Here is a 24,471-nt window from a genome sequence, read left to right as displayed (position 1 = left end):
AAAAATAACAGCCACCTTTTTTATGTTTAAAAATTTGTTTATTCGGTTGGAGGAACTGGTTTTATTTCACCAGTATTCATCAGGTCAAAAACAGTCGGGAAAAACATAACGAGTATGAAGTAAATGATGATCATCAAAATGACTAAAGCAAATAAGATAATCACTAAACTGTTGGGTCTGTTTTTCTTTTGTGGTTCCATGATATTGGGGTATTAGATTAATAGATTAATTTGATAAAAAATACTATGCCAATTTCTTGCCACACTGTTTGCAGTACCTCGCGTCATCATCAATATCTTCATTCCCGCAACGTTCGCAGATTAATTCAAGATTCTGTCTTTTGTTTCTCATCTCAGCTGTTACGATTCCTGTAGGAACGGCGATAATTGAATAACCTGCCAGCATCAGTATTACAGCAAAAAACTTTCCTGTGGGTGTAATAGGAGAGACGTCGCCATATCCCACTGTGGTTACGGTAACCACTGCCCAGTAAATCGCCTGCGGAATCGTCTCAAAACCAGGTCTTCCGCCCTCCACCATAAACATGAGAGAACCTACGATAACCGAAAATATAATAAGGAATAAAAGGAAGATGTATATTTTTCGTGAACTGTTTTTTAATGCTCTTACGATCACAAAACCGTCATTCATAAAATCAAGAAGATTAAAAACTCTGAAGACTCTCAGCATTCTTAACATTCTGAAAATCAAAAAATATTTTGTCACAGGAAAAAGAAAACTAAGATAAAAGGGAACGAGCGACAGAAAATCGATGATTCCGAAAAAACTGAATATGTAATTCTTTTTGTTTTTTACAACCGCAATTCTCATCCAGTATTCAACAGTGAAAAAGACGGAGATCACCCATTCTGAAATGATAAAATAAATGTGAAATTTCTTATCCAGTTTAGGAACACTTTCCATCATAATGATGAAAGTGCTTACCAGAATTAGGGATAGCAGGGTAATGTCAAACAACTTCCCGAGTTTCGTATCAGAACGGTAAATCACGCGGTACAAAAACCTTTTCCAGAGTTTGTCTCCGGGAACAAGATTGTGTTCTTTTTCCATCATTAAAGTTTTTTTAAATTTAGCAAATTATCCCTATTTTCGTAAACAAACTTACAGAATAAAATGACAATACAAAAAGTAATTGCAGAGATTGAAAAGCATATCGCGATGCCGCAGGCCGAAGACTTTGATAATGTAGGACTTCTATGTGGTTTGCCGGAAAGAAATGTCTCGGGAATATTGGTTTGTCACGATGCCCTGGAAAATGTGGTAGATGAAGCTATTCAGAGAAACTGTAATTTAATTGTGTGTTTTCATCCTATTATTTTTTCAGGCTTAAAATCTCTTACCGGAAAGAATTATGTTGAAAGGGCAGTTTTAAAAGCGATAGAGAATAAAGTTGCGATCTATGCTATTCATACGGCTTTCGATAATGATTACTATGGTGTGAATGCTGGAATTTGCAATCTTCTTGGCCTGAAAAACTTAAAAATTCTTCAGCCTAAAAAGAATAATTTAAAGCAGCTGAATGTCTACGTTCCAAAAGATTATTCTGAAAAGGTAAAAGAAGCACTTTTCTCTGCCGGTGCTGGGAATATAGGGTTTTATGATGAGTGCAGTTTTAAGGTTGAAGGCAAAGGAACGTTCAGGCCAACAGAAGGCTCAAAACCTTTTTCCGGAGAGCAAAATGTGCGTGAAAACGCCGACGAAGATATGATTTCTGTGATTTTTGAATCCTTTAAACAGAACCAATTAATTGCAGCCATAAAATCTGCTCATCCTTATGAAGAAGTAGCGCACCAAATCTATCAGCTTGACAATGAAAATCAGTATTCCGGACTGGGAATGTACGGCGAGTTTGAAACTGAAATGGATGAGAGGGAATTTCTGAGTTTTGTGAAAGAAAAATTTAATTTAAATATCATCAAACATTCAGATTTTAATCAGAAAAAAATCAGGAGAGTAGGAGTTTTGGGTGGCTCGGGTGCCAGTGGAATAAAGGCAGCACTTTCAAAAAAATGTGATGCCTATCTTACGGGGGATCTCAAATACCATGATTATTTTCTCGCAGAATCTAAAATGCTGATCTGTGATATCGGACATCACGAATCTGAGCAATTGGTAAGTCAACAATTATTTGAAATTTTGTCACAAAAATTTAGTACATTTGCAATCTTAAAATCTAGTGAAAAAACAAACCCAGTAAATTATTTCCTATAGATATGGCAAAAATCACCGAAATTTCAGTTGAAGAAAAATTAAGAGCTTTATACGATTTGCAAATCATCGATTCAAGATTGGATGAGATCCGAAATACAAGAGGAGAATTGCCAATCGAGGTTGAAGATCTTGAAATTGAGATTGAAGGCCTAGAAAAAAGAGCGGAAAAATTTCATGCAGAGATTAAAGAACAGAATGATCAGATCAGCACTAAAAATGAGGTGATCAATCATGCGAAGACTTTAATTGACAAATACAAATCTCAACAGGATAACGTAAGAAACAATAAAGAATTTGAAGCTTTAGGAAAAGAGATTGAATATCAGGAACTTGAAATTCAGCTTTCTGATAAAAGAATCAAAGAATACGGAGCGAAAATCGGTCATAAAGAGGAAACTTTGAATGAACTGAACTCTAAGATCGAAGATCTTAAAAATCACCTTAAATTCAAAAAAGAAGAATTGGAAGGTCTGATTTCTGAAACTCAGAAAGAAGAAGATTATCTCATTACAAAATCTGAGGAATTTGCTTCAAAAATCGACGAGAGATTATTGGCTTCTTACCACAGAATCAGAACAAACTCTTCTACAGGTCTTGCAGTAGTAGGATTGGAAAGAGGTGCTCCGAAAGGATCTTTCTTCACAATTCCACCACAAAAGCAAATGGAAATCGCTCAGAGAAAGAAAATCATTATCGATGAGCATTCAGGAAAAATTCTTGTTGACGACGAATTGGTTAACGAAGAAACTGAAAAAATGAATTCTGTTATTAAGTTTTAATTCAGATATTTTATAAAATAGAAAACGGCTTCAAATTTTGAGGCCGTTTTTTTGTTTCTTGTAAACACGGATAATACAAATGTTTTTCACAAATTTCACAAGCTACAGCAGAACGTTTGTTATTCATCAGGAATCTCGGCAATGAATATTAAATAAGTTTAGATTCCTGCTGAATGACAAAATTGGATAGTAAATTATTTTAAAGTAGAGGCAATCTGTTTATCATAAATATTTGCGTAATTAGTATCTAAACCCCAAAAAAAAACCGCTTCATCACTGAAACGGTTGATTTATTTTAATCATGATGACCATACATCTTGTCGTAAAGGTCTTTAAATTTCTCTTTTACTGCCTTTCTTTTCAGCTTAAGGGTAGGAGTCAGAAGCCCTGCTTCTATGCTCCATACTTCTGGTGTCAGCTCGATTTTCTTTATCTGTTCCCAGTTTCCTAAGTGTTCATTGATATCATCAATCTCTTTTTCAATTCTTTCTTTCAGTTCAGGACTTTTCGCAATCTCCTGTGGAGTAGAACCGATGTTAAGATTGTTTCTCATCGCCCAGTTTTTGGCAAATTCAAAATCCGGCTGTACAAATGCACATGGCATTTTTTCACCATCACCTACAACCATTACCTGCTCAATAAATTTAGAAGCTTTGGCTAAATTTTCAATGGTTTGAGGAGCAATATATTTTCCACCGGAAGTTTTGAACATTTCTTTTTTACGGTCAGTGATTTGCAGAAATCCTTCGCTGTCGATATGTCCTATGTCTCCGGTTTTGAAAAATCCGTCTTCTGTGAAAGTTTCTTTAGTCTGCTCTTCGTTTTTGAAGTAGCTTTTAAATACCGACGGTCCTTTTACAGTAATTTCTCCATCTTCCTGAATCTTAACCGTTAAATTATCTAAAGGATGACCTACCGTTCCCACTTTCATTTTTCCAAATGAATTTACAGAGATTACCGGTGATGTTTCCGTTAAACCATAGCCTTCCAGAATTGGAATTCCGGCATTTTGAAACATTAAATTTAATCTTGTTGATAATGCGGCAGAACCTGAAACCAAAGTAATAATTTCACCACCCAAACCTTCTCTCCATTTTTTGAAAACCAGTTTATCAGCAATAATTTCAGACAGGCCGGAAGGTTTGCTGACTTCTTTTTTCTTTTGGATTAGATTTAAAGCCCAAAAGAATATTTTCTGTTTAAAACCACCTGCTGAAGAACCTGTGTTATAAATTTTATCATAAACTTTTTCGACCAAACGGGGAACGACGCTCATGTAATGAGGTTTCACTTCTTTTACATTCTCGCCCATTTTTTCGATGCTCTCTGCAAAATAAATTGAAAAACCATTGTACTGAAAAAGATAAAAAAGCATCCTTTCAAAAATATGACAGATCGGCAAGAAACTCAATACTCTGGTGTCTTTGTAGTCCAAACTTTTTCTTTTTGGAATTCTGGGAAGTGAGCCTAAAACATTTGATACTATATTATCATGGGTCAGCATCACTCCTTTAGGTTTTCCTGTAGTTCCTGATGTGTATATTAAAGTAGCCAAATCTTGTGCATTGATCGCTTTTGAAAGATCTTCAACTTCAATTTGTGTGGAATCATCTTCTCCTAAATCTAAGATCTCTTTCCAGTTTGCGGCACCCGTAAGATTGTCAAATGTAAAAACTCCCTGCAGCGAGGCTACATTATGTTTGATCTTCATCACTTTTGCCAGCAGTTCCTTATCAGAGACGAAGCAGTATTTTATTTCGGCATTATTGAAGATAAAGTCATAATCTTCAGGTGAAATGCTCGGGTACACAGGAACAGAGACCACGCCGATCTGAGAAAGCCCCAAATCCATTACCGCCCATTCTGTTCGCGAGTTGGTTGTAATTAATGCAATTTTGTCTCCAGGTTTAATCCCCAGTTTTAAAAGACCTCTTGAAATCTTATTGCCCTGATTGATAAATTCCTGGGTAGATGTTTTTTGCCATTCTCCCTGATGTTTTGTGGCAAACATTACGTCATTGGGGAATTTTTCTAAAGCAAGATGGGGTATATCGAATAATCTTTTAATTGTCATGATTTATTATCTATTTAGTAAAGAATTTAAATATAAGCATTTTTTTTAATTATAAATTTAGATTTTTAAAATAAATAGTTGGATGCAAAATGTTGAAATATTCAGAATGATTTAAAATTTTTATTTCGGCTGTGAAAGCTCATGAATAAAGGGAAAAATGAAGTTCCTGTCACTTAATTTCATTAGTATTTTCAGATTTGACTAAAAAGTGTAAATTTACGACCATCTAATTATAATTTTATGGACTTTAATTTATCAGAAGAACAGCTGATGATTCAGCAGGCAGCAAGAGATTTTGCACAAAACGAGCTATTACCGGGCGTAATAGAAAGAGATCGTGACCAGAAATTTCCTACTGAGCAGGTGAAAAAAATGGGAGAAATGGGACTTTTGGGAATGATGGTTGATCCTCAGTACGGCGGTGCCGGAATGGACAGCGTTTCTTATGTTTTGGCAATGGAGGAGATCGCGAAAATTGATGCGTCTGCAGCTGTAGTGATGTCCGTAAATAACTCATTGGTTTGCGCAGGTCTTGAAAAATATGCTTCGGAGGAGCAAAAAGTAAAATATCTTACGCCTTTAGCAAGCGGCCAAGTAATCGGAGCATTTGCTTTGTCTGAGCCTGAAGCAGGTTCTGATGCAACTTCTCAGAAAACTACTGCTGAAGATAAAGGAGATTACTATCTTTTAAACGGTGTGAAAAACTGGATTACCAATGGTGGTACCGCTTCTTACTACATTGTCATTGCACAGACTGATCCTGAGAAAAAACATAAAGGAATCAACGCTTTCATCGTAGAGAGAGGTTGGGAAGGTTTTGAAATAGGTCCGAAAGAAGATAAATTGGGAATCAGAGGAAGTGATACACATTCTTTACTTTTCAACAATGTAAAAGTACCTAAGGAAAACAGAATCGGTGAAGATGGTTTCGGTTTCAACTTTGCGATGGCTGTACTGAATGGAGGTAGAATAGGAATTGCTTCTCAGGCATTAGGAATTGCATCCGGAGCTTACGAAATGGCTCTTAAATATGCTAAAACAAGAAAAGCTTTTAAAACTGAAATTATCAATCATCAGGCTATCGCTTTCAAATTAGCTGATATGGCAACTCAGATTACTGCAGCAAGAATGCTTTGCTTTAAAGCGGCTGTAGAAAAAGATGAGGGTAAAGATATTTCTGAAATCGGAGCAATGGCTAAGTTATACTCGTCTCAGGTTGCCATGGATACTACCATTGAAGCAGTTCAGATTCACGGTGGATATGGTTACGTGAAAGAATACCACGTTGAGAGATTAATGAGAGATGCCAAAATCACTCAGATTTATGAGGGAACTTCTGAAATCCAGAAAATTGTAATTTCCAGAAGTATTTCGAAATAATCGCTGTACCTTTAAAAACACTAAATATCTTGTATGAAAAAATCGTGGTTAATTACTTTAGGAGCAATTTTACTTCTTGTAGGAGTTGTTATCTGGTATAAATTTTTCTTCGTTTTTGGAGAAGGTGTAAAGTCAGGATATCTTAATTATGCTATTAATAAAGGCTATATTTTTAAAACCTACGAAGGTAAACTCATTCAGGAAGGTTTTGGCAGAGGAAAAACAGGTACGGTTACAAGTTATGAATTTGAATTCTCTGTACAAGATCCTGAAATCTTCAAGCAACTGGAACTCAACAGTGGAAAAAGCTTCGATCTTCATTACAAAGAGTACAACGGAACTTTACCCTGGAGAGGAAATACAAAGTTTGTAGTTGATAAAATAGTGAATATGAAATAATCATAAAAGGCTCTCAAACTGAGAGCCTTTTACTTTACACCAAATCACAAATATTAATATGAAAACTATTAATTTCTTTATTCTTTGATTCAGAATATTGCTGAGAGTTAAATTCAATTTTATTCTTTAATAAAAGTTTAACACTTTTTTTGCCTTCTTAAAATTTTAAGCCGTCAATAATAATCTTTAAAAGACCTTAATTTATTACTGGTGATCTGATGAATCGGAATTATTCCCCGGAAGACTTCTGTTTTTCTTTTTATAAAAATAATAACCAATTCCGGCAATCAGAAACAATGGCCACAATGGAAGAATAAACAGGAATATCGAAGTAATAACATTCCATCCAGACGAAACTGCAGCCAGCGATTGTGCTCCAAAGCCTTTAGGCTGATCTTCTCTCATTGCTAAAGTGTCACTGCTTCCGAAGAGGGTAACTTCAACATCGCACAAGGTATTGTTTACAAAATCCTGACCCGTTACGTCGATCCCTTTATTTTCAACTTCGCCGATATTAGTACTCAGGTCTTCCATTAAATAATCAAATTTCTGAATCGGAACTTTTATCTTCAGGTAAACGATTTTCTTATCGCCGTTATTAAGTGAAATGTTTTCACTTCGGATTAATCCATCATATTTTTTTACCTGCTCTTTTATAATTTCCTTGGCAGTTTCTGCATCATTCACATTCAGTTCCAGAACTCCTGATTTCAGCATTTTATTTTTAGAAACTGTCAGATCTTCACTCTTGGTTTTAGGTTTGTCTTTGTAAACGATTTTGGTTTCCCTGATGATTTTCGGTGAAGGAATATTGACCACTATTTTTTCAGCTGACTGATGAGCAGAATCTTTTTTGGTAATTTTAGATTCCAGTTTCATGTTGGCTATTTTATCTGACAGAGAATCGATGCTTCTTGACGTAGATTCTATTTTCTCGGTAACATCAGTTTTTGTTTTTTCAAAATCTTTTATTTTGATACTTGCAGAATCGTAGGCGGCTTCTGCATCTTTGCTTACCTCGTCTATTTTATCATTCACAGTAGATGCGGTGCTGTCTGCTGCATCGATGGCATTTTCCAACTGAGACTGTGTAGCTTCACTTTTTTTACACATGGTTAAAGTGGTTGCTGCGGCTAATAACAGAATATACTTTTTCATAACATTATTTTTTTGCTGAAGTAAAATTAGCCGGTTATTCAGGGTGTATTTTGTAAATGAAATGTATGATTTCAGTAAAGTTTTAATTTGCTTAAAATCAGTTGTTTGTAAATTGTCTGGATTGATTTTACAAAGAAATATAAGGATAAAATAAAAATTGATAGTCTTTAAATTAGTGAATGGTTATCGATTTATAAGAACGTATAATTAATTAGGTGCAGTTTTGCTTTATTAAATTTAACTATGTTATCTTCAGGCTTTGTCATCTGTTTTATACTGTTAGTATGATCAAATTTGTGTTTAAAGAAAAAGGGTAGAATCAATTCAGATCAGTATTTCCTCAGCTAAAATGTTTGCGAGAAAATTACGATAAGTATAATCTTCAATTTTTGCGAAAAGTTTATTAAAATTTCTAAAAGTTTCTTAAATAATTTTGTTTTTAATGTTATAAAATTCATTAATTTTGACATTTCGTAATTAAAATAGAATTTACATGAAAAAACAACTACTAGTGATGGGAGTGCTTTTTATTTCCAATATATTTTTAGCACAAACAAACCAACTTTGGAAGGAAGTATCTCAAAAAACCACTTCTGAAATATTTGAAAATAAAACCAATCTGCTTCAGCCCAAAATTTATAATCTTGATTTTGAAGGTTTAAAGAATGCTTTGGCTAAAACTCCAAAAAGATTTTCTGCAAGTGGAAAATCAGATGTTCTTATTTCGTTCCCAAACGCTGATGGTCAGCTTGAAACTTTTAAAGTAAGAGAAAATTCTAACTTTGCTCCTGAACTGGCAGCGAAATTTCCGGACATTAAATCTTATGTAGGAGAGAGCTTGGGAGATTCACATTTCACAGTGTATTTCAGTATATCGCCTTTAGGATTGTCTTCGATGGAACTTTACGATAACAAATCTGCAGTTTTTATTGAGCCTTACACAAAAGATCTTTCTACCTACGCTGTTTATAAAAAATCAGACAAAAAAGAAAGTTTAGATAAATTTGAATGTACAGTAATCGATGTTGCTCAAAAAGGAATTGGGAATTCAAACCTTACAGCAAGACCGAATGCAGATGACGGAAAATTAAGAACTTTCAGACTTGCATTATCTTGTACTGGAGAGTATACAACATATTTCGGCGGTACAGTAGCCGGTGCTTTAGCAGCGATGAATAATACAATGACCCGTGTAAATGGAGTTTTTGAAAAAGATTTTTCTGCAAGAATGATACTTATTGCAAACAACAGCAGTCTTATTTACACTAATGCTGCTACAGATCCTTATTCTGCAGCTGCAGCAGGAACTGGTGGAGCTTGGAATGGAGAATTACAAAGTAACCTGACTGCCGTAATTGGTGAAGCAAACTACGATGTAGGTCACTTATTTGGTGCTACAGGAGGTGGTGGAAATGCAGGTTGTATCGGCTGTGTATGTACCAACGGTACTAAAGGAAGAGGATATACATCTCCAGCAAACGGTGTTCCTTCGGGAGATACATTCGATATTGATTATGTAGCTCACGAATTAGGTCATCAGTTTGGAGGAAATCACACATTTTCGATGAGTAACGAAGGAACTGGCGTGAATATGGAACCTGGTTCAGGATCTACTATTATGGCGTACGCTGGGATTACTGGTCAGAATGTTCAGATGAATTCAGATGCATATTTTCATGCTGTAAGTATTCAGCAGATTACTAATAATATTAAATTAAAAACCTGTCCGGTAAGTACAAATACAGGAAATGCTATTCCAACGGCTGATGCAGGTTTAGATTACACGATTCCAAAAGGAACTCCATTTGTACTTACAGGTGCTGGAACTGATGGGAACGGTGATCCGCTTACCTTCATCTGGGAGCAAATGGATAACGCGACCAATGCCCAAACTGGAGCAAACTCTGCAGCCAGTGCAACAAAAGCTACAGGTCCAACTTTCAGATCTTACACTCCGGTAACGGTTCCTTACAGATATTTTCCACCTTTACCTCGTATCGTCGCGGGTGCTACAACTACGTCAAGTCCTACCGGAACTACTGGAGGGATTGTAGTAGAGGCTCTGTCGAATGTTGCAAGAACTTACAATTTCAGATTTACAACCCGTGACAACAGAGCGGGAGGTTCTGGAAATAATTCAGATGATATGGTAGTAACCGTAAACGCTACAGCAGGACCATTCATCGTTACTTCACAAAATACAGCCGGTATTGTATGGAATGAAGGCCAAGCTCAGACTATTACCTGGAATGTTGCAGGAACTACAGCAGCACCGGTAAGCACGCCGAACGTTACCATTTTATTGTCAAAAGACGGTGGTCTTACATTTCCAACGGTCTTAGTGGCCAGTACTCCTAACACAGGTACGTACAGTTATACTGTTCCGGGTGGTTTGGGAACAATTACCAACAATGCAAGAATTATGGTAAAAGGTGTGAATAATATATTCTTGAATGTAAATTCACAGAACTTCACGATCAATTCTTCGGCGGTAGTTATTCCTCCGGGAGGTGGTGGTAATCCGGGAGGAGGTACACCAGGTTCAGGAGGTGCGGGAGCTCAGTCACCGATTTTCCAGGGAATGATGATTTACCCGGTTCCTTCAAACAACGGATATGTTTATATTAAAACTGATTTTCCTCCGAAATTTGATGCCAACAGACTTCCGGCTCCTTACAAAGTAACTTATGAGATTTACTCAATGGACGGAAAATTAATTGTTCCTAAAAAGACTCGTCACATTTTCTCAAGAACAGTTGATAACAGAGCAGACGAGAAAATAGATTTAAGAGCTCTTCCTACTGAAGCGTATATGATTCATGTAACAGTAGATGACGAAAAAATCGTTAAGAAATTATTGATGCTTAACAAATAGTATAATCATCTAAAGCATAAAAAAACCGTTCATTTGAACGGTTTTTTTATGCTGTACATTTGAAATTAAATTTTTCTGAATTCACTGATGAAGTGTAATTTCACATTTGGAAATTTCTCCTGCGTCATGTGAATGGTAAATGAAGAGTCAGCTAAGAAGACCAACTGGTTGTATTTGTCTCTTGCCAGGAATCTTTGTTTTAATCTGGCGAATTCTTTAAATTCTTCAGACTTCTCATCAGCTTCTACCCAACAGGCTTTGTGCATAGAAAGTGGTTCATACGTACACTTTGCACCATATTCGTGTTCCAGACGGTATTGAATAACTTCATACTGAAGGGCACCCACGGTTCCAATAATTTTTCTGTTGTTCATTTCCAGTGTAAACAGCTGAGCCACACCTTCATCCATCAGCTGATCAATTCCTTTAGCCAACTGTTTGGCTTTTAAAGGATCATTATTATTGATGTATCTGAAATGCTCAGGAGAGAAGCTTGGAATACCTTTGAAACTGATTTTTTCACCTCCTGTCAGAGTGTCACCAATTCTGAAACTTCCTGTATCATGCAGTCCGACAATGTCTCCCGGGAAACTTTCGTCTACAACTTCTTTTTTATCGGCAAAGAATGCATTTGGCGATGAGAATTTCATCTTTTTACCTTCTCTTACCAATAAGTAATTTTCGTTTCTTTTAAATGTTCCCGAAACAACTTTCACGAATGCTAAACGGTCTCTGTGTTTAGGATCCATGTTTGCATGAATTTTGAAAACAAAACCTGTAAATGCAGATTCTTCCGGTTTTACCATACGGGTCTCGCTTTCTTTTGGCTGTGGCATCGGAGCAATTTCGATAAATGCATCCAACAACTCACGTACGCCAAAATTATTTAAAGCTGAACCAAAGAAAACAGGCTGTAAATCTCCATTCATATACTCTTCACGGCTGAACTCAGGATATACAGACTGAATTAATTCCAGTTCCTCTCTCAAATTCTGTGCAGGCTTAGTACCGATGATGTCGTCTATTTTAGAATCGTTGATATCATCAAATTTAATAGCTTCACCAACTTTCTGTTTCTTTTCTTCTAAAAACAACTGAATATTGTTTTCCCAAATATTATAAATTCCCTGGAAATCGGCTCCCATCCCAATCGGAAGAGAAAGCGGTACTACTCTTAAACCTAATTTCTGCTCAACTTCATCCAAAAGATCGAAAGCATCTTTACCCTCACGGTCTAACTTATTAATGAAAACAAGCATCGGAATGTTTCTCATTCTGCAGACCTTTACCAATTTTTCTGTCTGTTCCTCAACACCTTTTGCAACGTCGATCACCACGATTACAGAATCTACCGCCGTCAGTGTTCTGTACGTATCTTCAGCAAAATCTTTGTGACCCGGAGTATCAAGAATGTTGATTTTGAAACCTTTATATTCGAATGCCAATACGGAAGTCGCAACTGAGATTCCCCTCTGTCTTTCGATTTCCATAAAGTCGGAGGTTGCTCCTTTTTTAATTTTATTCGATTTTACAGCTCCAGCTTCCTGAATGGCACCTCCAAAAAGAAGTAACTTCTCAGTAAGTGTTGTTTTTCCGGCATCGGGGTGAGAAATAATTCCGAATGTTTTTCTTTTCTCTATTTCTTTGATTAAGTCTGACATAGTGTATTTTGAATTTGCAAAAATCGTGATTTTTATCGGATTCTGAAAATTGTATTTTAAACTTTTATTTGAATCTAAAATGTGGTGTTTTTTTCTGTTTTAAAAATTTAGAACAAATTATTTTTTAGCTTTAATTGAATGTATAAGGAATTCACGCGGCGAAAGATCCGAAAGTTTTTAAGAATTAAAGTGGTCGTTAAAGCAGTAAAGATTTAACCTTAATAAAAAGGATAAAATTTAACTAAAATTTCAATTTTCTTTTTAGATAAAAAGCAACTCCTAAACCGATTGCAACCATCATAGCACTGAATGGGAAAATATATTTCAATCCCCAAATATCAGCAACACCTCCGATTAGCGGACCTGCAATTCCGAGAGATAGATCAATGAACAGGCCGTAACCTGCCAGTGCAGACCCCTGACTTGACGGCGAAACACTTTTAATGGCAACTACTCCGAGCGCAGGAAAAATTAAAGAAAATCCTAATCCTGTAACTCCTGCACCGAACAATGCCATTTGAGAACTTCCTGCAAAGGAAATAATCAGAAGTCCAACAGATTCTACCAACAGACAGGCAATGGCAACTCTGATTCCTCCATAATTATTAATGACATTACTGAAAACCAATCTTCCTGCAACAAACAGTCCGCCAAAAACGCTCAGGCACAGCGCGCCATTATTCCAGTGAAAATAGTTGTAATATAAGGTGATAAATGTCGAAATACTTGCAAAACCAATTCCGCCCAAAGCGAGACAGATTCCGAAAGGCGAAACTTTCCCCAAGACTTTCCAGAAAGACTGAGAATCCTGAGTATGAGAATTGGTGTAGTTCATTTTGTTTTTGGCAAAAAGAAATCCTAAAATCCCGACAATTATAGAAAGGATTCCGATGCCGTAAAGTCCAAAGTGGTGCTCAATCATTACTCCGAGTGAAGCACCGATCGCCAATGCTCCGTAACATGCAACACCATTGTAGGAAATAATTTTTGCCGTATGTTTTTCACCTAAAGCCATTATTGCCCAGTTGATCGGACTTGCACCGATCAGCCCTTCTCCACAACCTGTAAGAAGGCGGGTGATTATTAAAAATCCTAAACTGATGAATGGTGAAAATTTAAAATAATAAGCCAGAATCAGGAATATTCCTGTGAGTGAAAATCCCAACATACTTGATAAAACGGCCGGTTTTGGACCTTTCCCGTCGATGATCTTCCCGGAATAAGCTCTCAGAAAAAATGTGGCTACATACTGTAAGCTGATTACCAATCCTGCAATCACCAAACTGAACCCTAAGTTTTTACTAATGAAGATTGGTAAAACGGAAAGTGATAAACCGATTATAAAGTATCCTAAAAAAGTGAAGCCAACGTAGCTGAGTAGCGGTAAATTGACATTTTTCGGTTGATTGACAGCATGATCCATATTCATGAAAAACTAAAGTACAAAGATACTCCAGAAAAATCGTTTTCAGGGAGTTATTGCTTCCTTTAAAACCTAAAATTTATCAGTTCGATTGAGTTTTAGCTATGTGGAGGCCGATTTAATTTTAAAATTTTACAAAGCAGCTGACTCAGGGTTTTAGTTTCCCACAAAATCAATTATCTTTGTTTCTGTAAACGGAAAAAAGAATGGAAAAAAGCAGATATCCGAGATTTGTATTTAACTGGATTGGTGGATTAATACTTCTCGCCGGATATATTACAGGAAGCATTATCATCGGGTTTTCGAGTACCGCTTATAAAATTATTTTTAAGTTTGATATCATGCAGAAGCCTTGGTTTATGATGTTGGCCAATGCTGTCGTTTTCAGTTTGGTGATTGCTTTTTTTGATTTCTTCGTCGTAAGACCTTCCACCAAAATGAAACTGAATTTTAATTTTTCACCTACAAATTTTTACACGTATCTTCTGATCTTTCCGATGATGTTGGGAATGATGTTTGTCGGTGAATTTTTCACGTCTCAGATTCCTACGACGGGACCGTTTTTTGGCAGATTCTATGAGTTTTTTGAAAATTTAATGCAGTTTATGACTGATGATCCTATTGTTATGGTGATCACAGCTGTTATCATGGCACCAATTTTTGAAGAAATTATTTTCAGAGGAATTATACAGAAAGGATTAATTAATAATGGCGTGAAACCTTGGAAAGCAATTGTTTTTGCTTCCATTATTTTCGGTTTGGTACACGGAAATCCATGGCAGTTTGTTGGTGCGGTATTGCTGGGTTGCGTTTTAGGTTTGGTTTATTATAAAACGAAATCTTTGCTGCTTCCAATGTTTTTACATGCTTTCAATAACTTATGCTCGTCGATCTTAATCTTTTATACCGACACTGAAAGTTTTGCAGATGCATTTAAGGTTTCAGAATGGGTGATTCTAGGGGTGGGAATTATTTTACTTTCTCTATTTTATTACTTGTTTATGAATAAATATAAAGTTCACTACTCGGAAATTTAAATTCTTATTGAACACTCGTCGCACAAATTTTTTGCAGAGATTCGCGAAGTTTAATACTTACTATCAGTTTAAAAAAATATTGGCGCAGTTGCGCTAAAAAAAATAAATATTAACATGGAATTATTAGTTGCTACACACAACGTACACAAAAAAGAAGAAATTCAGCAGATCTTAGGTGATCAGTTTGTCGTGAAAAGTCTGACTGATTACGATATACATGAAGAAATTGTGGAAGATGGAGATTCTTTCAATGCCAACGCTTTGATTAAAGCTAAATACTGTTTCGAAAAAACAGGAATTCCAAGTTTGGGTGACGACAGTGGTCTGGTTGTAGAATCTTTAGATGGTAGACCCGGGATTTTTTCAGCTCGTTACGCAGGTAATCACGATTTCGCCAAAAATATTGAAAAAGTTTTGGGCGAAATGGAAGGTGTAGAAAACAGAAAAGCATATTTCATCACCGTTTTATGTTATTATGATGAAAATGGTGCTCAATATTTTGATGGTCGGGCCCATGGAAATTTACTCACAGAAAATAAGGGACATCAAGGCTTCGGTTACGATCCGATATTTGTTCCGGAAGGTTACGAGATGACTTTTGCTGAGATGAATCCTGAGGATAAAAACCAGATCAGTCATAGAAAACAGGCGTTGGATCTGTTTTTGGACTTTTTAAAACTAAAAGGATAATTTAGATTGAAACTGAGGTTGAAGTCTGTTAATTTTTTTAAATGGAGTCTAAACCTTACCATCAAAGTCAATCTGAACCACAGCCCAACCTCAAACTTTTATCGTACATTTACCCCAATAAACTATTGTTTTGAGTACTTATTTAACCATTTTAGGCTTTAATTCAGCAATTCCTACGGTCAATACTTCACCTACATCTCAACTATTGGAGATGGAGGAGCGGTGTTTTTTAATTGACTGTGGTGAAGGAACGCAGGTGCAGTTAAGAAAAGCAAAGGCAAGATTTTCAAAAATCAATCATATATTTATTTCGCATCTCCATGGCGACCACTGCTTTGGTTTGCCTGGTTTAATTGCTTCTTTTCGCTTATTAGGAAGAGATATTCCGCTGCATGTTTATGGTCCGAAGGGAATTAAAAAGATGCTGGAAACCATTTTTACCATTACCGAAACCCATCGTGGCTTTGAAATTATTTATCACGAACTCGATAAAGATTATTCTGAAAAAATTTATGAAGATAACAGGGTAGAGGTGTACACCATTCCATTGGATCACAGAATTTACTGTAACGGTTATCTTTTTAAAGAAAAAACAAAAGACAGGCACCTGAACATGCAGGAGATTTCAAAATATAAAGAGATTGAAACATGTGATTATCATAACTTAAAAGCAGGAAAAGATTTTGAGCTGAGCGACGGGTATATTCTTAAAAATGAAATTTTAACGACAGAACCTGCGCCGCCGGTTTCTTACGCATTCTGTAGTGATACACGATATTTAGAGTCTGTGATACCCATTATAAAAAATGTTACTGTTCTCTACCACGAGTCTACTTTTTTGCATGATCTGAAAGAAATGGCAGATTATACAGGTCACACTACCGCATTGGAAGCAGCAAGAATTGCGAGACAGGCAGAGGTTGAAAAATTAATACTGGGTCATTTTTCCAACAGATATGGTGATTTGACGGTGTTTACAGATGAGGCTCGAACTGTTTTTCCAAATACATTTTTACCTAAAGCACTAGAAGTTGTAAAAATTTAAACGTCTATGTTGAATTTTGAAGAGTTAAGAGATTTTCTGAATGAAAAGGCTGATGTGTATAATAATTCTGACTTTATTCAAGATGATCCCATACAGATCCCGCACCGTTTTTCTCTGAAACAGGATATCGAAATTGCTGGCTTTCTTGCGGCGACCATATCCTGGGGAAACAGGAAAGCAATTATAAAATCTGCAGATAAAATGCTCGACATCATGGGAAATTCACCTTATGATTTTGTCATGAATTATTCTGAAAATGATCTGAAAATGCTTGAAGGAAAGAGTATCCACCGAACTTTTAACGGAGAAGATTTCGCGTATTTCATCAGACAGTTCAACAGAATTTATCGTAATAATGGAAGTCTCGAAGATTTATTTATCATTAAAGAATCTGAAACTAATTTCTATCACGCTATTGAAAGATTCCGGATTGATTTTTTGAAAACTGAAAAGCATCGAAGCCATAAACATGTCAGCTCACCTTATAAAAATTCATCATCAAAAAGAATCATCATGTTTCTGCGGTGGATGGTAAGAAATGATAACCGTGGAGTGGATTTTGGAATTTGGTCAAATATTGAATCTAAAAATTTGTCAATACCTTTAGATGTTCACACCGGCAATATTTCCAGGAAACTGGGTTTGATTTCGAGAACTCAAAATGACTGGAAGACTGTTTTAGAACTCGATGAAATTATCAGAAAATTTGACGACAAAGATCCTGCAAAATATGATTTCGCTCTGTTTGGTTTAGGAGTAACAAAAGAATTATTTTAAACGAAATGTAATGAAAACATCACACGAAAGAAGAGAGTCTCTTGAAAAACTGGCTGATGGAATTACCTCATGGATAGGCTCTATACCGTCACTCATCATTCATACCTTACTTTTTATCACTGCATTTCTGTTGCCAAGCTTCGGAATTGTTGATTTTGATAAAATGTTGTTGGTGTTAACGACTGTGCTGTCTTTGGAAGCGATCTATCTGTCGATTCTTATTCAGATGTCGGTAAATAAAAGTCATGAAAAAATTGAGGATATCCAGGAAGATATTGAGGAGATCAGCGAGGATATTGAAGACATTCAGGAGGACTTAGAGGAGATCAGTGAAGACATTGAAGAAATCACGGAAGATATAGAGGATATCCAGGAAGATATTGAGGAGATTAATGAGGATGAGGATGATGAAGATCATAATGAGCGGGCTAAAAAAGCCATCCTTAAGAGCAATGTAAATTCCAATAAAAATGAAATTAAATTTTTAAAAGATAAAATTTCAGAGCTTCAGAATAAAATTGATGAACTGAAAAAAGATTAAAAATTGTTAGCAAATTAATTATGCAGTGAGACTGTTCAGTGGAACAGTCTTTTTTATTCTTAGAGATTAGAATTGCATTAGAATTTGATTAAAAATTAACTATTTTGGAATATTGTTGTTAATAATTTGGATTTCAATATGTTTTAAATCAATAAATTTTGGTATTTTTGGGCAAACAATCTGAAAATGTTAAATTATAGATCAAAAAACTATCTTTTATTTCTACTTTTAGCTCTTTTTTCTACGCAGATTAATGCACAGAAATCCGGAAGAAAAGTCTTGCCGGAGAAAAAGACTGCACAGAGTATGAAAGCCGGTGTATTTATTGATGTAAATGTACCCTCATATACACCATCTGGTTATAACATTGAGAATCTGGTTAAAAATGTTTTGATTTCCGGTGGTTCTTCTTGTGCACCACCTAACGTTTCTAACGTCACGGTTTCACCCAATCAGCTGCAGACTGACACAGAAAGAGCATGGGGATATTTTAACAAGGGTACTACCGCTTTTCCTTTTGATGACGGTATTGTACTGGTAACAGGAAAAGCAAGAAGAGCGGGAAATGTATTGGAAGGCAATCTCGGAGACCTTGTACCTGGAACAACAGGAAGTGATCCTGACCTTGTAGCAGCTATAAATCCCGCATCAGGTCTTAATGACGCTGTTTTTATTGAATTTGATTTCGTTCCGAACAATTCTCAAATTAGTTTCAACTATTTATTTGCTTCAGAAGAATATACTAATGACTTCCCATGCGGAGGTTTTTCTGATGGTTTTGCACTTTTGCTAAAACCTAATACTCCTGGGTCGACCTATACGAACATGGCTGTACTTCCTGGCACAGGAGGACCTGTAAGTGTAACCAATATTGTTCCTGCAGGAAACGGTTTCAGTTGCGGCCCTATTAATGCTGCTTACTTTGGAGGTATGAATTCTACCAATACTGAAACTAATTTCAATGGTCGTACAATACCTTTAACGGCTACGGCAACTGTAACTCCGGGTGTGTCTTATCATTTTAAAATGGTTTTGGCAGATGCGTCAGATTCAGGATATGATTCAGGAGTATTCATTGAAGGTGGATCTTTTGATATTGGTATGACGATCGTAGATTCTAATGGAAATCCTTTACCAGAATCGATTAACGTCTGTGACAATGTGCCAACTTTATTAAAAGCTCTTATCACAGTGGTTCCAGGAACGACTTATCAGTGGTTTAAAGATGGTGTAGCTATTCCAGGTGCTACATCAATGACCTACACTGCAACAACACCAGGAGTTTACAAGGTTCAGGTTGTAGTTCCAGGTGCAACGTGCCCAGCTGAAGCTACTGTTACGATTGTAGGTGGTACAAGTCCGGTCGCTCAGAATGCGACTTTGAAACTCTGTACTACACCGAGCGTTTTCACATTTGATCTGAATTTGGCAAAACCTTCCATCAGTACTACACAGGGAGCTGTTTTTAAATTTTATTTAGCGCAGGCAGATGCTATTGCGGGAAACAACAGTAATATAACCGGTATTGGTGCATTCAACGGGAATGACGGACAGATTCTTTATGTAAATGTTTCAAACGGGGCATTCTGTTCGAAAGTAGTTACATTAACTTTAAGAAAAGAAGAAACACCGATAGCGTCGCTTACTGCAACCAGGCTGAAAATCTGTGCAGGTGAATCTACAACACTAACTGCTGCAGGCGGAGTGACTTACCAGTGGAGTGATTTCTCAGGAACAGGAGCGGTACGTACCGTATCTCCGACACAGGATACAACTTATACGGTTTATGCAATCGGTGCTCAGGGTTGTAAATCTTTGCAGCCAGTATCAGTAGTGGTGGAAGTAGTTCCGGCGATTACTTCAAATCTTACAGGAGGATATATTTGCGTTGGTGACAGAATTACCCTTGATGCAGGAGCTGGTCCTAACTACACGTACCAATGGAACAATGGCGAAACATCGCAGACAGTTGCTGCGGAACTGCCGGGATTATATTCTGTGACAATCAGCAACGGTGTTTGTTCTAAAGTGTATACAACTCAGGTTATCCAGGCGATTATCCCTCAGATTATAAAAGTTGATTATGATGAAAGCGGAACTTTAGTGGTAACAGCAAGCAATCCAAGCAACGGACAGTTAGAGTATTCTAATGATAATGGTGTGACTTGGCAGTCTTCGAACGTATTTACTAATGTTCCTAATAATACATTGGTTTCTATCAGAGTTAAAGTAAAAAATACAAGCTGTGTAGGTTTCTTAGAATATTTCACATTTGTAATGAAAAACGTAATTACTCCGAATGGGGATAATGTAAATGATATGATAGATTTCAGAGGAATCAGTGATCTTAAAGATTTCCAGGCTGTGATTTCAGACCGATATGGTAAAGCAGTCTTTAAGTCTGAAAAAATCAGACCTTTCTGGGATGGTTTCTTCCAGGGTAAAAAATTACCTACAGCATCATATTGGTATCAGGTGACTTTCGAAGATCCTGCCACTAAAAAACTGACTGTAAAAACAGGATGGATCTTGCTGAAGAATTTCGAATAACAATTTTTACATAACTAAAAAAGACCGATTTTACAATCGGTCTTTTTTTTTGCAGTGGTTTAAAATGAGATAACTAGGAAATTGACTGTCAATTTTGTGTTAATAATAATATAAATATTTTTGAATTAAATTTAAATCAAAAAAAATAGTATTTTTGTTAAAAATAATACAAAATGTTAAATAAAAGTGCAGGAAGTTTATTTTTGGCTTTGTTTTTAGTTCTTATTGGAAATTTTACATTTTCTCAGACTAGAGAAAGAGGTAAAAGTATGCAGAAAGCTTCTTCTCAAACAATGAAAGCTGGCGCTTTTATAGATGTAAATACTGCTAACTACGTAGAATCTTCTTACAGCATTACACAACTGGTACAAAACGTTCTGATTGCCGGCGGTTCCGCATGTTCTACAGCCAATGTAAGCAATGTAGTAGTTTCCCCGAATTTACCTGCGAGTAATCAGACGCGTACATGGGGTTTCTTTAATAGGGGAACCACCAATTTCCCTTTTGCAAAAGGTATTATTTTAACAACAGGACACGCAAGAAAAGCAGGAAATACATTTCAGTCAACCGAATTAAGCGATGGTGTGCCAACACAGGGTGACTTAGATCTTGCTACAGCTTTAAATATTAATCCGGCGAGCAGTCTGAAAGATGCTACCTACATTGAATTTGATTTTGTCCCTACCTCAACGGAGGTAAAGTTCAGATATTTATTTGCTTCAGAAGAATATGAAGGAAATTTTCCATGTAATATAAGTGACGGTTTTGCATTGTTATTGAAAAAGGTGGGAGATCCTACGTATACAAACTTGGCAGTACTTCCAAACGGAGCTCCGGTAAGGGTAACAAATATCCGTCCGGCTAATGAGTTTGGCGGGGCACCTCTTCAGTGCGGACCATTAAATGCGACTTATTTCGGTGGATATAATACTGCAGCGGTTGAGACCAATTTCAGTGGTCGTACAGTTCCTTTAACTGCACAGGCTACAGTAATTCCAGGTCAGCTGTATCATTTTAAAATGGTTTTGGCTGATTTTCAGGATGCTGCGTATGACTCGGGAGTGTTTTTAGAGGCTGGTTCTTTTGATATCGGCGTGCAGATTTTAGGTCCAAACGGCGTTCAGCTTCCACCTTCGATCAATGTGTGTGATAATGCACCACAGACTTTTACAGCTTCTGCTCAGATACCCAACGCAACTTATCAGTGGTTCTTAGGAACAACTGCAATACCAGGAGCGAATACACCATCTTACACCGCAACACAACCAGGAGTATATTCCGTCGAGGTTACCATACCGGGAAATTCCTGTCCAGGCAAGGCTACAGTAACTATCGTTGGAGGAACTTCACCAACGGTACAAAATGCTACGCTAACAAGCTGTTACACTGCTGGAAATGCAATTTTTGATTTAACATCCGCTCAGCCTTCCATAAGTTCAACACCAGGAGTTTCTTTTTCATATTATCTTAATCAGGCTGATGCCAATTTAGGCAATTCCAGTACTATAGCTGCACCTACAACTTTTTCAAGTGCAGGAAATCAAACAATCTATGTTTTAGTTAAAAACGGTTTCTGTTCCAAAGTAGCGCAATTACAATTGGTAAAAGCAGCAGAAATCACTGCAACTGTAGCGGCTCCTGCAGCTTTAACCTGTACCAATACGCAGGTTACTCTGAATGCTTCAGCTTCTGTCTATCCAACGGGGTCAACATTTGCATGGACAACTACTGGAGGGAATATTGTTTCAGGAGGTACAACTTTAAATCCGGTAGTGAATGCTGCGGGAACTTATACATTAACTATTTCGAATACTTTTGCAGGAAATGTAACCTGTACAGGAACAGCCACTGTAACTGTAGTGGGGGACAGTGCCCCGCCTGCTACGGGATTGACCGCAAGTAAATTAATCATCTGTCTAGGTGAAACCGTGACTTTAACAGCTACGGGTGGTGCGACGTACAACTGGGTCGGACTTACCGGGAACGGACCAACACAAACCGTAACTCCTACGACCAATACGACATATACGGTTACTGCTGTCGGCGCAAACGGATGTGTTTCCACGTCTCCAGCAACGGTGACGGTTCAGGTATCGCAACCTTTTACCGCTCAAAATGCAAGCCTTTTAAAATGTTATCAGCAGGGAAATATTACCTATGATCTTACGTCTGCCCAGAGTCAGATTACGAGTGCAACAACGGGAATAACGTTTACTTATTATGTTAATCAGGCTGATGCGAATTTGGGAAATGCCAGTAATATTGTGGCACCTACAACATTTCAAAGTCCAGGAAATCAGACAATCTATGTTTTGGTAAGCAACGGTGGATGTAAATATGTGGTTACCCTTCAACTGTTAACTACCGCTACTACAACTTTAACGATAGCTGCTCCTCAAACTATTACATGTTCAACAGCACAGGTGACTTTAAATGCCGGTGCTTCTGTTATACCTGCAGGTTCTACTATACTTTGGACAACTACTGGTGGAAACATCGTGTCTGGAGCAAACACTTTAAATCCAGTAGTCAATGCAGCGGGAACTTATACTTTAACAGTTACAAATACTACTCAGCCGGCAAACTTAACCTGTACTTTCACTTCAACGGTAACCGTGATTCAGGATAAAGTTCTACCGATAGCCAATTTAACCTCTACATTCCAACAGATTTGTCCGGGAGAATCTGTTACTTTAACAGCTTCGGGAGGTGTTACATACAACTGGGGCAATGGCCTTCCAGGAAATGGTGCTACACAAGTGGTTTCACCGGCTAATAATACAACGTACACTGTTTTTGCGGTGGGAGCTAATGGATGTATTTCTGCTAACCCTGCTTCAATCACCATCGTTGTTGGGCCTCCAACTGCCTTTGTAACTGCCTCTAAAATTAAGATATGTGCAGGTGAATCTGTTACTTTGACTGCTAGCGGAGGATTCACTTACAACTGGGTCGGTCTTACAGGAAACGGAAATACTCAGGTAGTAACACCTTCAGCTACGACCACATATTCTGTATTTGCTTTAGGTGGAAACGGGTGTGTTTCTAATACGCCTGCGACGATTACTATTGAAGTCGTTCCGGCAATTGTTTCTACGTTGCAGGACGTTTACGCATGTGCTGGTGATACTGGGGTTTTAGATGCAGGTGCAGGTCCTAACTATACGTACTTATGGAGTACTGGTGCCACTACCCAGACAATTTCAACAAATATTCCGGGTTCTTACTCTGTAACAATCAGTAACGGGACTTGTTCAAGCCTGTTTACTGCACAGCTTATTAATCCTGATCTGCCTCAGTTTACGAATGTAGTGTACGAAAATAACGTACTGACAATTTCGGCAACTAACCCTACAAACGGAACTTTAGAATATTCGATTGATGGTGGTGTGAATTGGCAGTCTTCCAATATTTTTTACAATGTTTTAAATAACACCAACTACACATTATTGGTTAAAGTAAAAGATGCGAAATGCGGGAACACATTACAGTTTTTCACATTTGTTATCAGCAATGCAATTACACCCAACAGTGATGGTGTGAATGATTATATTGACTTTTCAGGAATTAGCAATTACAAAAATTTTGCGGCATCTATTTTCGATAGATATGGTGCAGAATTATTTAAAGCTGATAAATCGAACGTAAGATGGAACGGTTCATTGAAAGGTATTAATATTCCTACAGCAACATATTGGTACAGAGTACAGTGGGAGAATCCTGCAAGTAAAAAATTAGAACTCAGATCAGGTTGGATATTACTTAAAAACAGAAATTAAATAAAATTTAAAGTCTTCCATTAGGAAGACTTTTTTATGTTAAAAATTCAAGTTATTTGTATTGTTTATGT

18 protein-coding genes are annotated in these 24,471 nt (G+C 36.9%); 12 read left to right on the top strand and 6 right to left on the bottom strand.

The window, feature by feature from the left end:
• Nucleotides 1-38: 38 nt before the first annotated feature.
• Entirely contained in the window at nt 39-200 is a 162-nt protein-coding gene (locus OMO38_RS07870; protein ID WP_264749651.1) for a hypothetical protein, read from the bottom strand.
• A 43-nt stretch (nt 201-243) separates the two neighbouring features.
• Complete coding sequence (locus tag OMO38_RS07865; protein WP_264749706.1) at nt 244-1,071, bottom strand: ion transporter; 828 nt, start codon at nt 1,069-1,071, stop codon at nt 244-246.
• A gap of 63 nt (nt 1,072-1,134) precedes the next feature.
• Between OMO38_RS07865 and OMO38_RS07860 the strand changes: the two genes are divergently transcribed.
• Both OMO38_RS07860 and OMO38_RS07855 read left to right on the top strand, forming a co-directional pair.
• Nucleotides 1,135-2,232 (top strand): Nif3-like dinuclear metal center hexameric protein, encoded by a 1,098-nt coding sequence (locus OMO38_RS07860; protein ID WP_264749650.1) that lies wholly within the window; start codon nt 1,135-1,137, stop codon nt 2,230-2,232.
• A 2-nt stretch (nt 2,233-2,234) separates the two neighbouring features.
• Nucleotides 2,235-3,011, top strand: coding sequence for a zinc ribbon domain-containing protein (locus OMO38_RS07855; RefSeq protein WP_264749649.1), 777 nt, complete (start codon nt 2,235-2,237; stop codon nt 3,009-3,011).
• Nucleotides 3,012-3,306: 295 nt separating this feature from the next.
• Here the strand turns inward: OMO38_RS07855 and OMO38_RS07850 are convergent, their stop codons facing one another.
• Nucleotides 3,307-5,085 (bottom strand): AMP-dependent synthetase/ligase, encoded by a 1,779-nt coding sequence (locus OMO38_RS07850; protein WP_264749648.1) that lies wholly within the window; start codon nt 5,083-5,085, stop codon nt 3,307-3,309.
• 240 nt (nt 5,086-5,325) lie between these two features.
• Here OMO38_RS07850 and OMO38_RS07845 point away from each other — a divergent pair, with 240 nt between their 5' ends.
• Both OMO38_RS07845 and OMO38_RS07840 read left to right on the top strand, forming a co-directional pair.
• Nucleotides 5,326-6,465, top strand: coding sequence for an acyl-CoA dehydrogenase (locus tag OMO38_RS07845; protein ID WP_264749647.1), 1,140 nt, complete (start codon nt 5,326-5,328; stop codon nt 6,463-6,465).
• A gap of 33 nt (nt 6,466-6,498) precedes the next feature.
• Nucleotides 6,499-6,864, top strand: coding sequence for a hypothetical protein (locus OMO38_RS07840; protein WP_264749646.1), 366 nt, complete (start codon nt 6,499-6,501; stop codon nt 6,862-6,864).
• A 204-nt stretch (nt 6,865-7,068) separates the two neighbouring features.
• Here OMO38_RS07840 and OMO38_RS07835 read toward each other — a convergent pair whose 3' ends face one another.
• Nucleotides 7,069-8,022 carry a DUF4349 domain-containing protein gene (locus OMO38_RS07835; RefSeq protein ID WP_264749645.1) on the bottom strand — a complete coding sequence of 318 codons (954 nt, stop codon included), beginning with the start codon at nt 8,020-8,022 and terminating at the stop codon, nt 7,069-7,071.
• Between the two features lie 493 nt (nt 8,023-8,515).
• Between OMO38_RS07835 and OMO38_RS07830 the strand changes: the two genes are divergently transcribed.
• Entirely contained in the window at nt 8,516-10,897 is a 2,382-nt protein-coding gene (locus tag OMO38_RS07830) for a reprolysin-like metallopeptidase (protein ID WP_264749644.1), read from the top strand.
• Between the two features lie 65 nt (nt 10,898-10,962).
• Here the strand turns inward: OMO38_RS07830 and OMO38_RS07825 are convergent, their stop codons facing one another.
• Both OMO38_RS07825 and OMO38_RS07820 read right to left on the bottom strand, forming a co-directional pair.
• Nucleotides 10,963-12,558, bottom strand: coding sequence for a peptide chain release factor 3 (locus tag OMO38_RS07825; RefSeq protein ID WP_264749643.1), 1,596 nt, complete (start codon nt 12,556-12,558; stop codon nt 10,963-10,965).
• 241 nt (nt 12,559-12,799) lie between these two features.
• The gene (locus OMO38_RS07820; protein WP_264749642.1) at nt 12,800-13,987 is read right to left on the bottom strand and encodes an MFS transporter; all 1,188 of its coding nucleotides are present in this window, start codon (nt 13,985-13,987) and stop codon (nt 12,800-12,802) included.
• Nucleotides 13,988-14,187: 200 nt separating this feature from the next.
• Here OMO38_RS07820 and OMO38_RS07815 point away from each other — a divergent pair, with 200 nt between their 5' ends.
• The 7 genes from OMO38_RS07815 (at nt 14,188) to OMO38_RS07785 (ending at nt 24,400) form a co-directional block, all read left to right on the top strand.
• Nucleotides 14,188-15,018, top strand: coding sequence for a CPBP family intramembrane glutamic endopeptidase (locus tag OMO38_RS07815; protein ID WP_264749641.1), 831 nt, complete (start codon nt 14,188-14,190; stop codon nt 15,016-15,018).
• 114 nt (nt 15,019-15,132) lie between these two features.
• Nucleotides 15,133-15,708 (top strand): RdgB/HAM1 family non-canonical purine NTP pyrophosphatase, encoded by a 576-nt coding sequence (rdgB, locus tag OMO38_RS07810; RefSeq protein ID WP_406567301.1) that lies wholly within the window; start codon nt 15,133-15,135, stop codon nt 15,706-15,708.
• 130 nt (nt 15,709-15,838) lie between these two features.
• Nucleotides 15,839-16,753 carry a ribonuclease Z gene (locus OMO38_RS07805; RefSeq protein WP_264749640.1) on the top strand — a complete coding sequence of 305 codons (915 nt, stop codon included), beginning with the start codon at nt 15,839-15,841 and terminating at the stop codon, nt 16,751-16,753.
• 6 nt (nt 16,754-16,759) lie between these two features.
• Entirely contained in the window at nt 16,760-17,530 is a 771-nt protein-coding gene (locus OMO38_RS07800; protein ID WP_406567300.1) for a TIGR02757 family protein, read from the top strand.
• Between the two features lie 10 nt (nt 17,531-17,540).
• A complete protein-coding gene (locus OMO38_RS07795) occupies nt 17,541-18,071 on the top strand; it encodes a hypothetical protein (protein WP_264749639.1) in 531 nt (176 codons plus the stop codon).
• Between the two features lie 186 nt (nt 18,072-18,257).
• A complete protein-coding gene (locus tag OMO38_RS07790) occupies nt 18,258-20,621 on the top strand; it encodes a choice-of-anchor L domain-containing protein (RefSeq protein ID WP_264749638.1) in 2,364 nt (787 codons plus the stop codon).
• 173 nt (nt 20,622-20,794) lie between these two features.
• Nucleotides 20,795-24,400 (top strand): choice-of-anchor L domain-containing protein, encoded by a 3,606-nt coding sequence (locus OMO38_RS07785; RefSeq protein ID WP_264749637.1) that lies wholly within the window; start codon nt 20,795-20,797, stop codon nt 24,398-24,400.
• Nucleotides 24,401-24,471 lie beyond the last annotated feature (71 nt).

Source organism: Chryseobacterium kimseyorum (assembly GCF_025971945.1).
Taxonomy (GTDB): Bacteria; Bacteroidota; Bacteroidia; order Flavobacteriales; family Weeksellaceae; genus Chryseobacterium; species Chryseobacterium kimseyorum.
Note: the sequence above shows the minus strand (reverse complement) of the source record. Positions and strands in the feature narration are given on the sequence as shown.

Coding starts and splice junctions, on each gene's coding strand:
- OMO38_RS07870 (WP_264749651.1), bottom strand. CDS start 200: ATGGAACCACAAAAGAAAAACAGACCCAACAGTTTAGTGATTATCTTA.
- OMO38_RS07865 (WP_264749706.1), bottom strand. CDS start 1,071: ATGGAAAAAGAACACAATCTTGTTCCCGGAGACAAACTCTGGAAAAGG.
- OMO38_RS07860 (WP_264749650.1), top strand. CDS start 1,135: ATGACAATACAAAAAGTAATTGCAGAGATTGAAAAGCATATCGCGATG.
- OMO38_RS07855 (WP_264749649.1), top strand. CDS start 2,235: ATGGCAAAAATCACCGAAATTTCAGTTGAAGAAAAATTAAGAGCTTTA.
- OMO38_RS07850 (WP_264749648.1), bottom strand. CDS start 5,085: ATGACAATTAAAAGATTATTCGATATACCCCATCTTGCTTTAGAAAAA.
- OMO38_RS07845 (WP_264749647.1), top strand. CDS start 5,326: ATGGACTTTAATTTATCAGAAGAACAGCTGATGATTCAGCAGGCAGCA.
- OMO38_RS07840 (WP_264749646.1), top strand. CDS start 6,499: ATGAAAAAATCGTGGTTAATTACTTTAGGAGCAATTTTACTTCTTGTA.
- OMO38_RS07835 (WP_264749645.1), bottom strand. CDS start 8,022: ATGAAAAAGTATATTCTGTTATTAGCCGCAGCAACCACTTTAACCATG.
- OMO38_RS07830 (WP_264749644.1), top strand. CDS start 8,516: ATGAAAAAACAACTACTAGTGATGGGAGTGCTTTTTATTTCCAATATA.
- OMO38_RS07825 (WP_264749643.1), bottom strand. CDS start 12,558: ATGTCAGACTTAATCAAAGAAATAGAGAAAAGAAAAACATTCGGAATT.
- OMO38_RS07820 (WP_264749642.1), bottom strand. CDS start 13,987: ATGAATATGGATCATGCTGTCAATCAACCGAAAAATGTCAATTTACCG.
- OMO38_RS07815 (WP_264749641.1), top strand. CDS start 14,188: ATGGAAAAAAGCAGATATCCGAGATTTGTATTTAACTGGATTGGTGGA.
- rdgB (WP_406567301.1), top strand. CDS start 15,133: ATGGAATTATTAGTTGCTACACACAACGTACACAAAAAAGAAGAAATT.
- OMO38_RS07800 (WP_406567300.1), top strand. CDS start 16,760: ATGTTGAATTTTGAAGAGTTAAGAGATTTTCTGAATGAAAAGGCTGAT.
- OMO38_RS07795 (WP_264749639.1), top strand. CDS start 17,541: ATGAAAACATCACACGAAAGAAGAGAGTCTCTTGAAAAACTGGCTGAT.
- OMO38_RS07790 (WP_264749638.1), top strand. CDS start 18,258: ATGTTAAATTATAGATCAAAAAACTATCTTTTATTTCTACTTTTAGCT.
- OMO38_RS07785 (WP_264749637.1), top strand. CDS start 20,795: ATGTTAAATAAAAGTGCAGGAAGTTTATTTTTGGCTTTGTTTTTAGTT.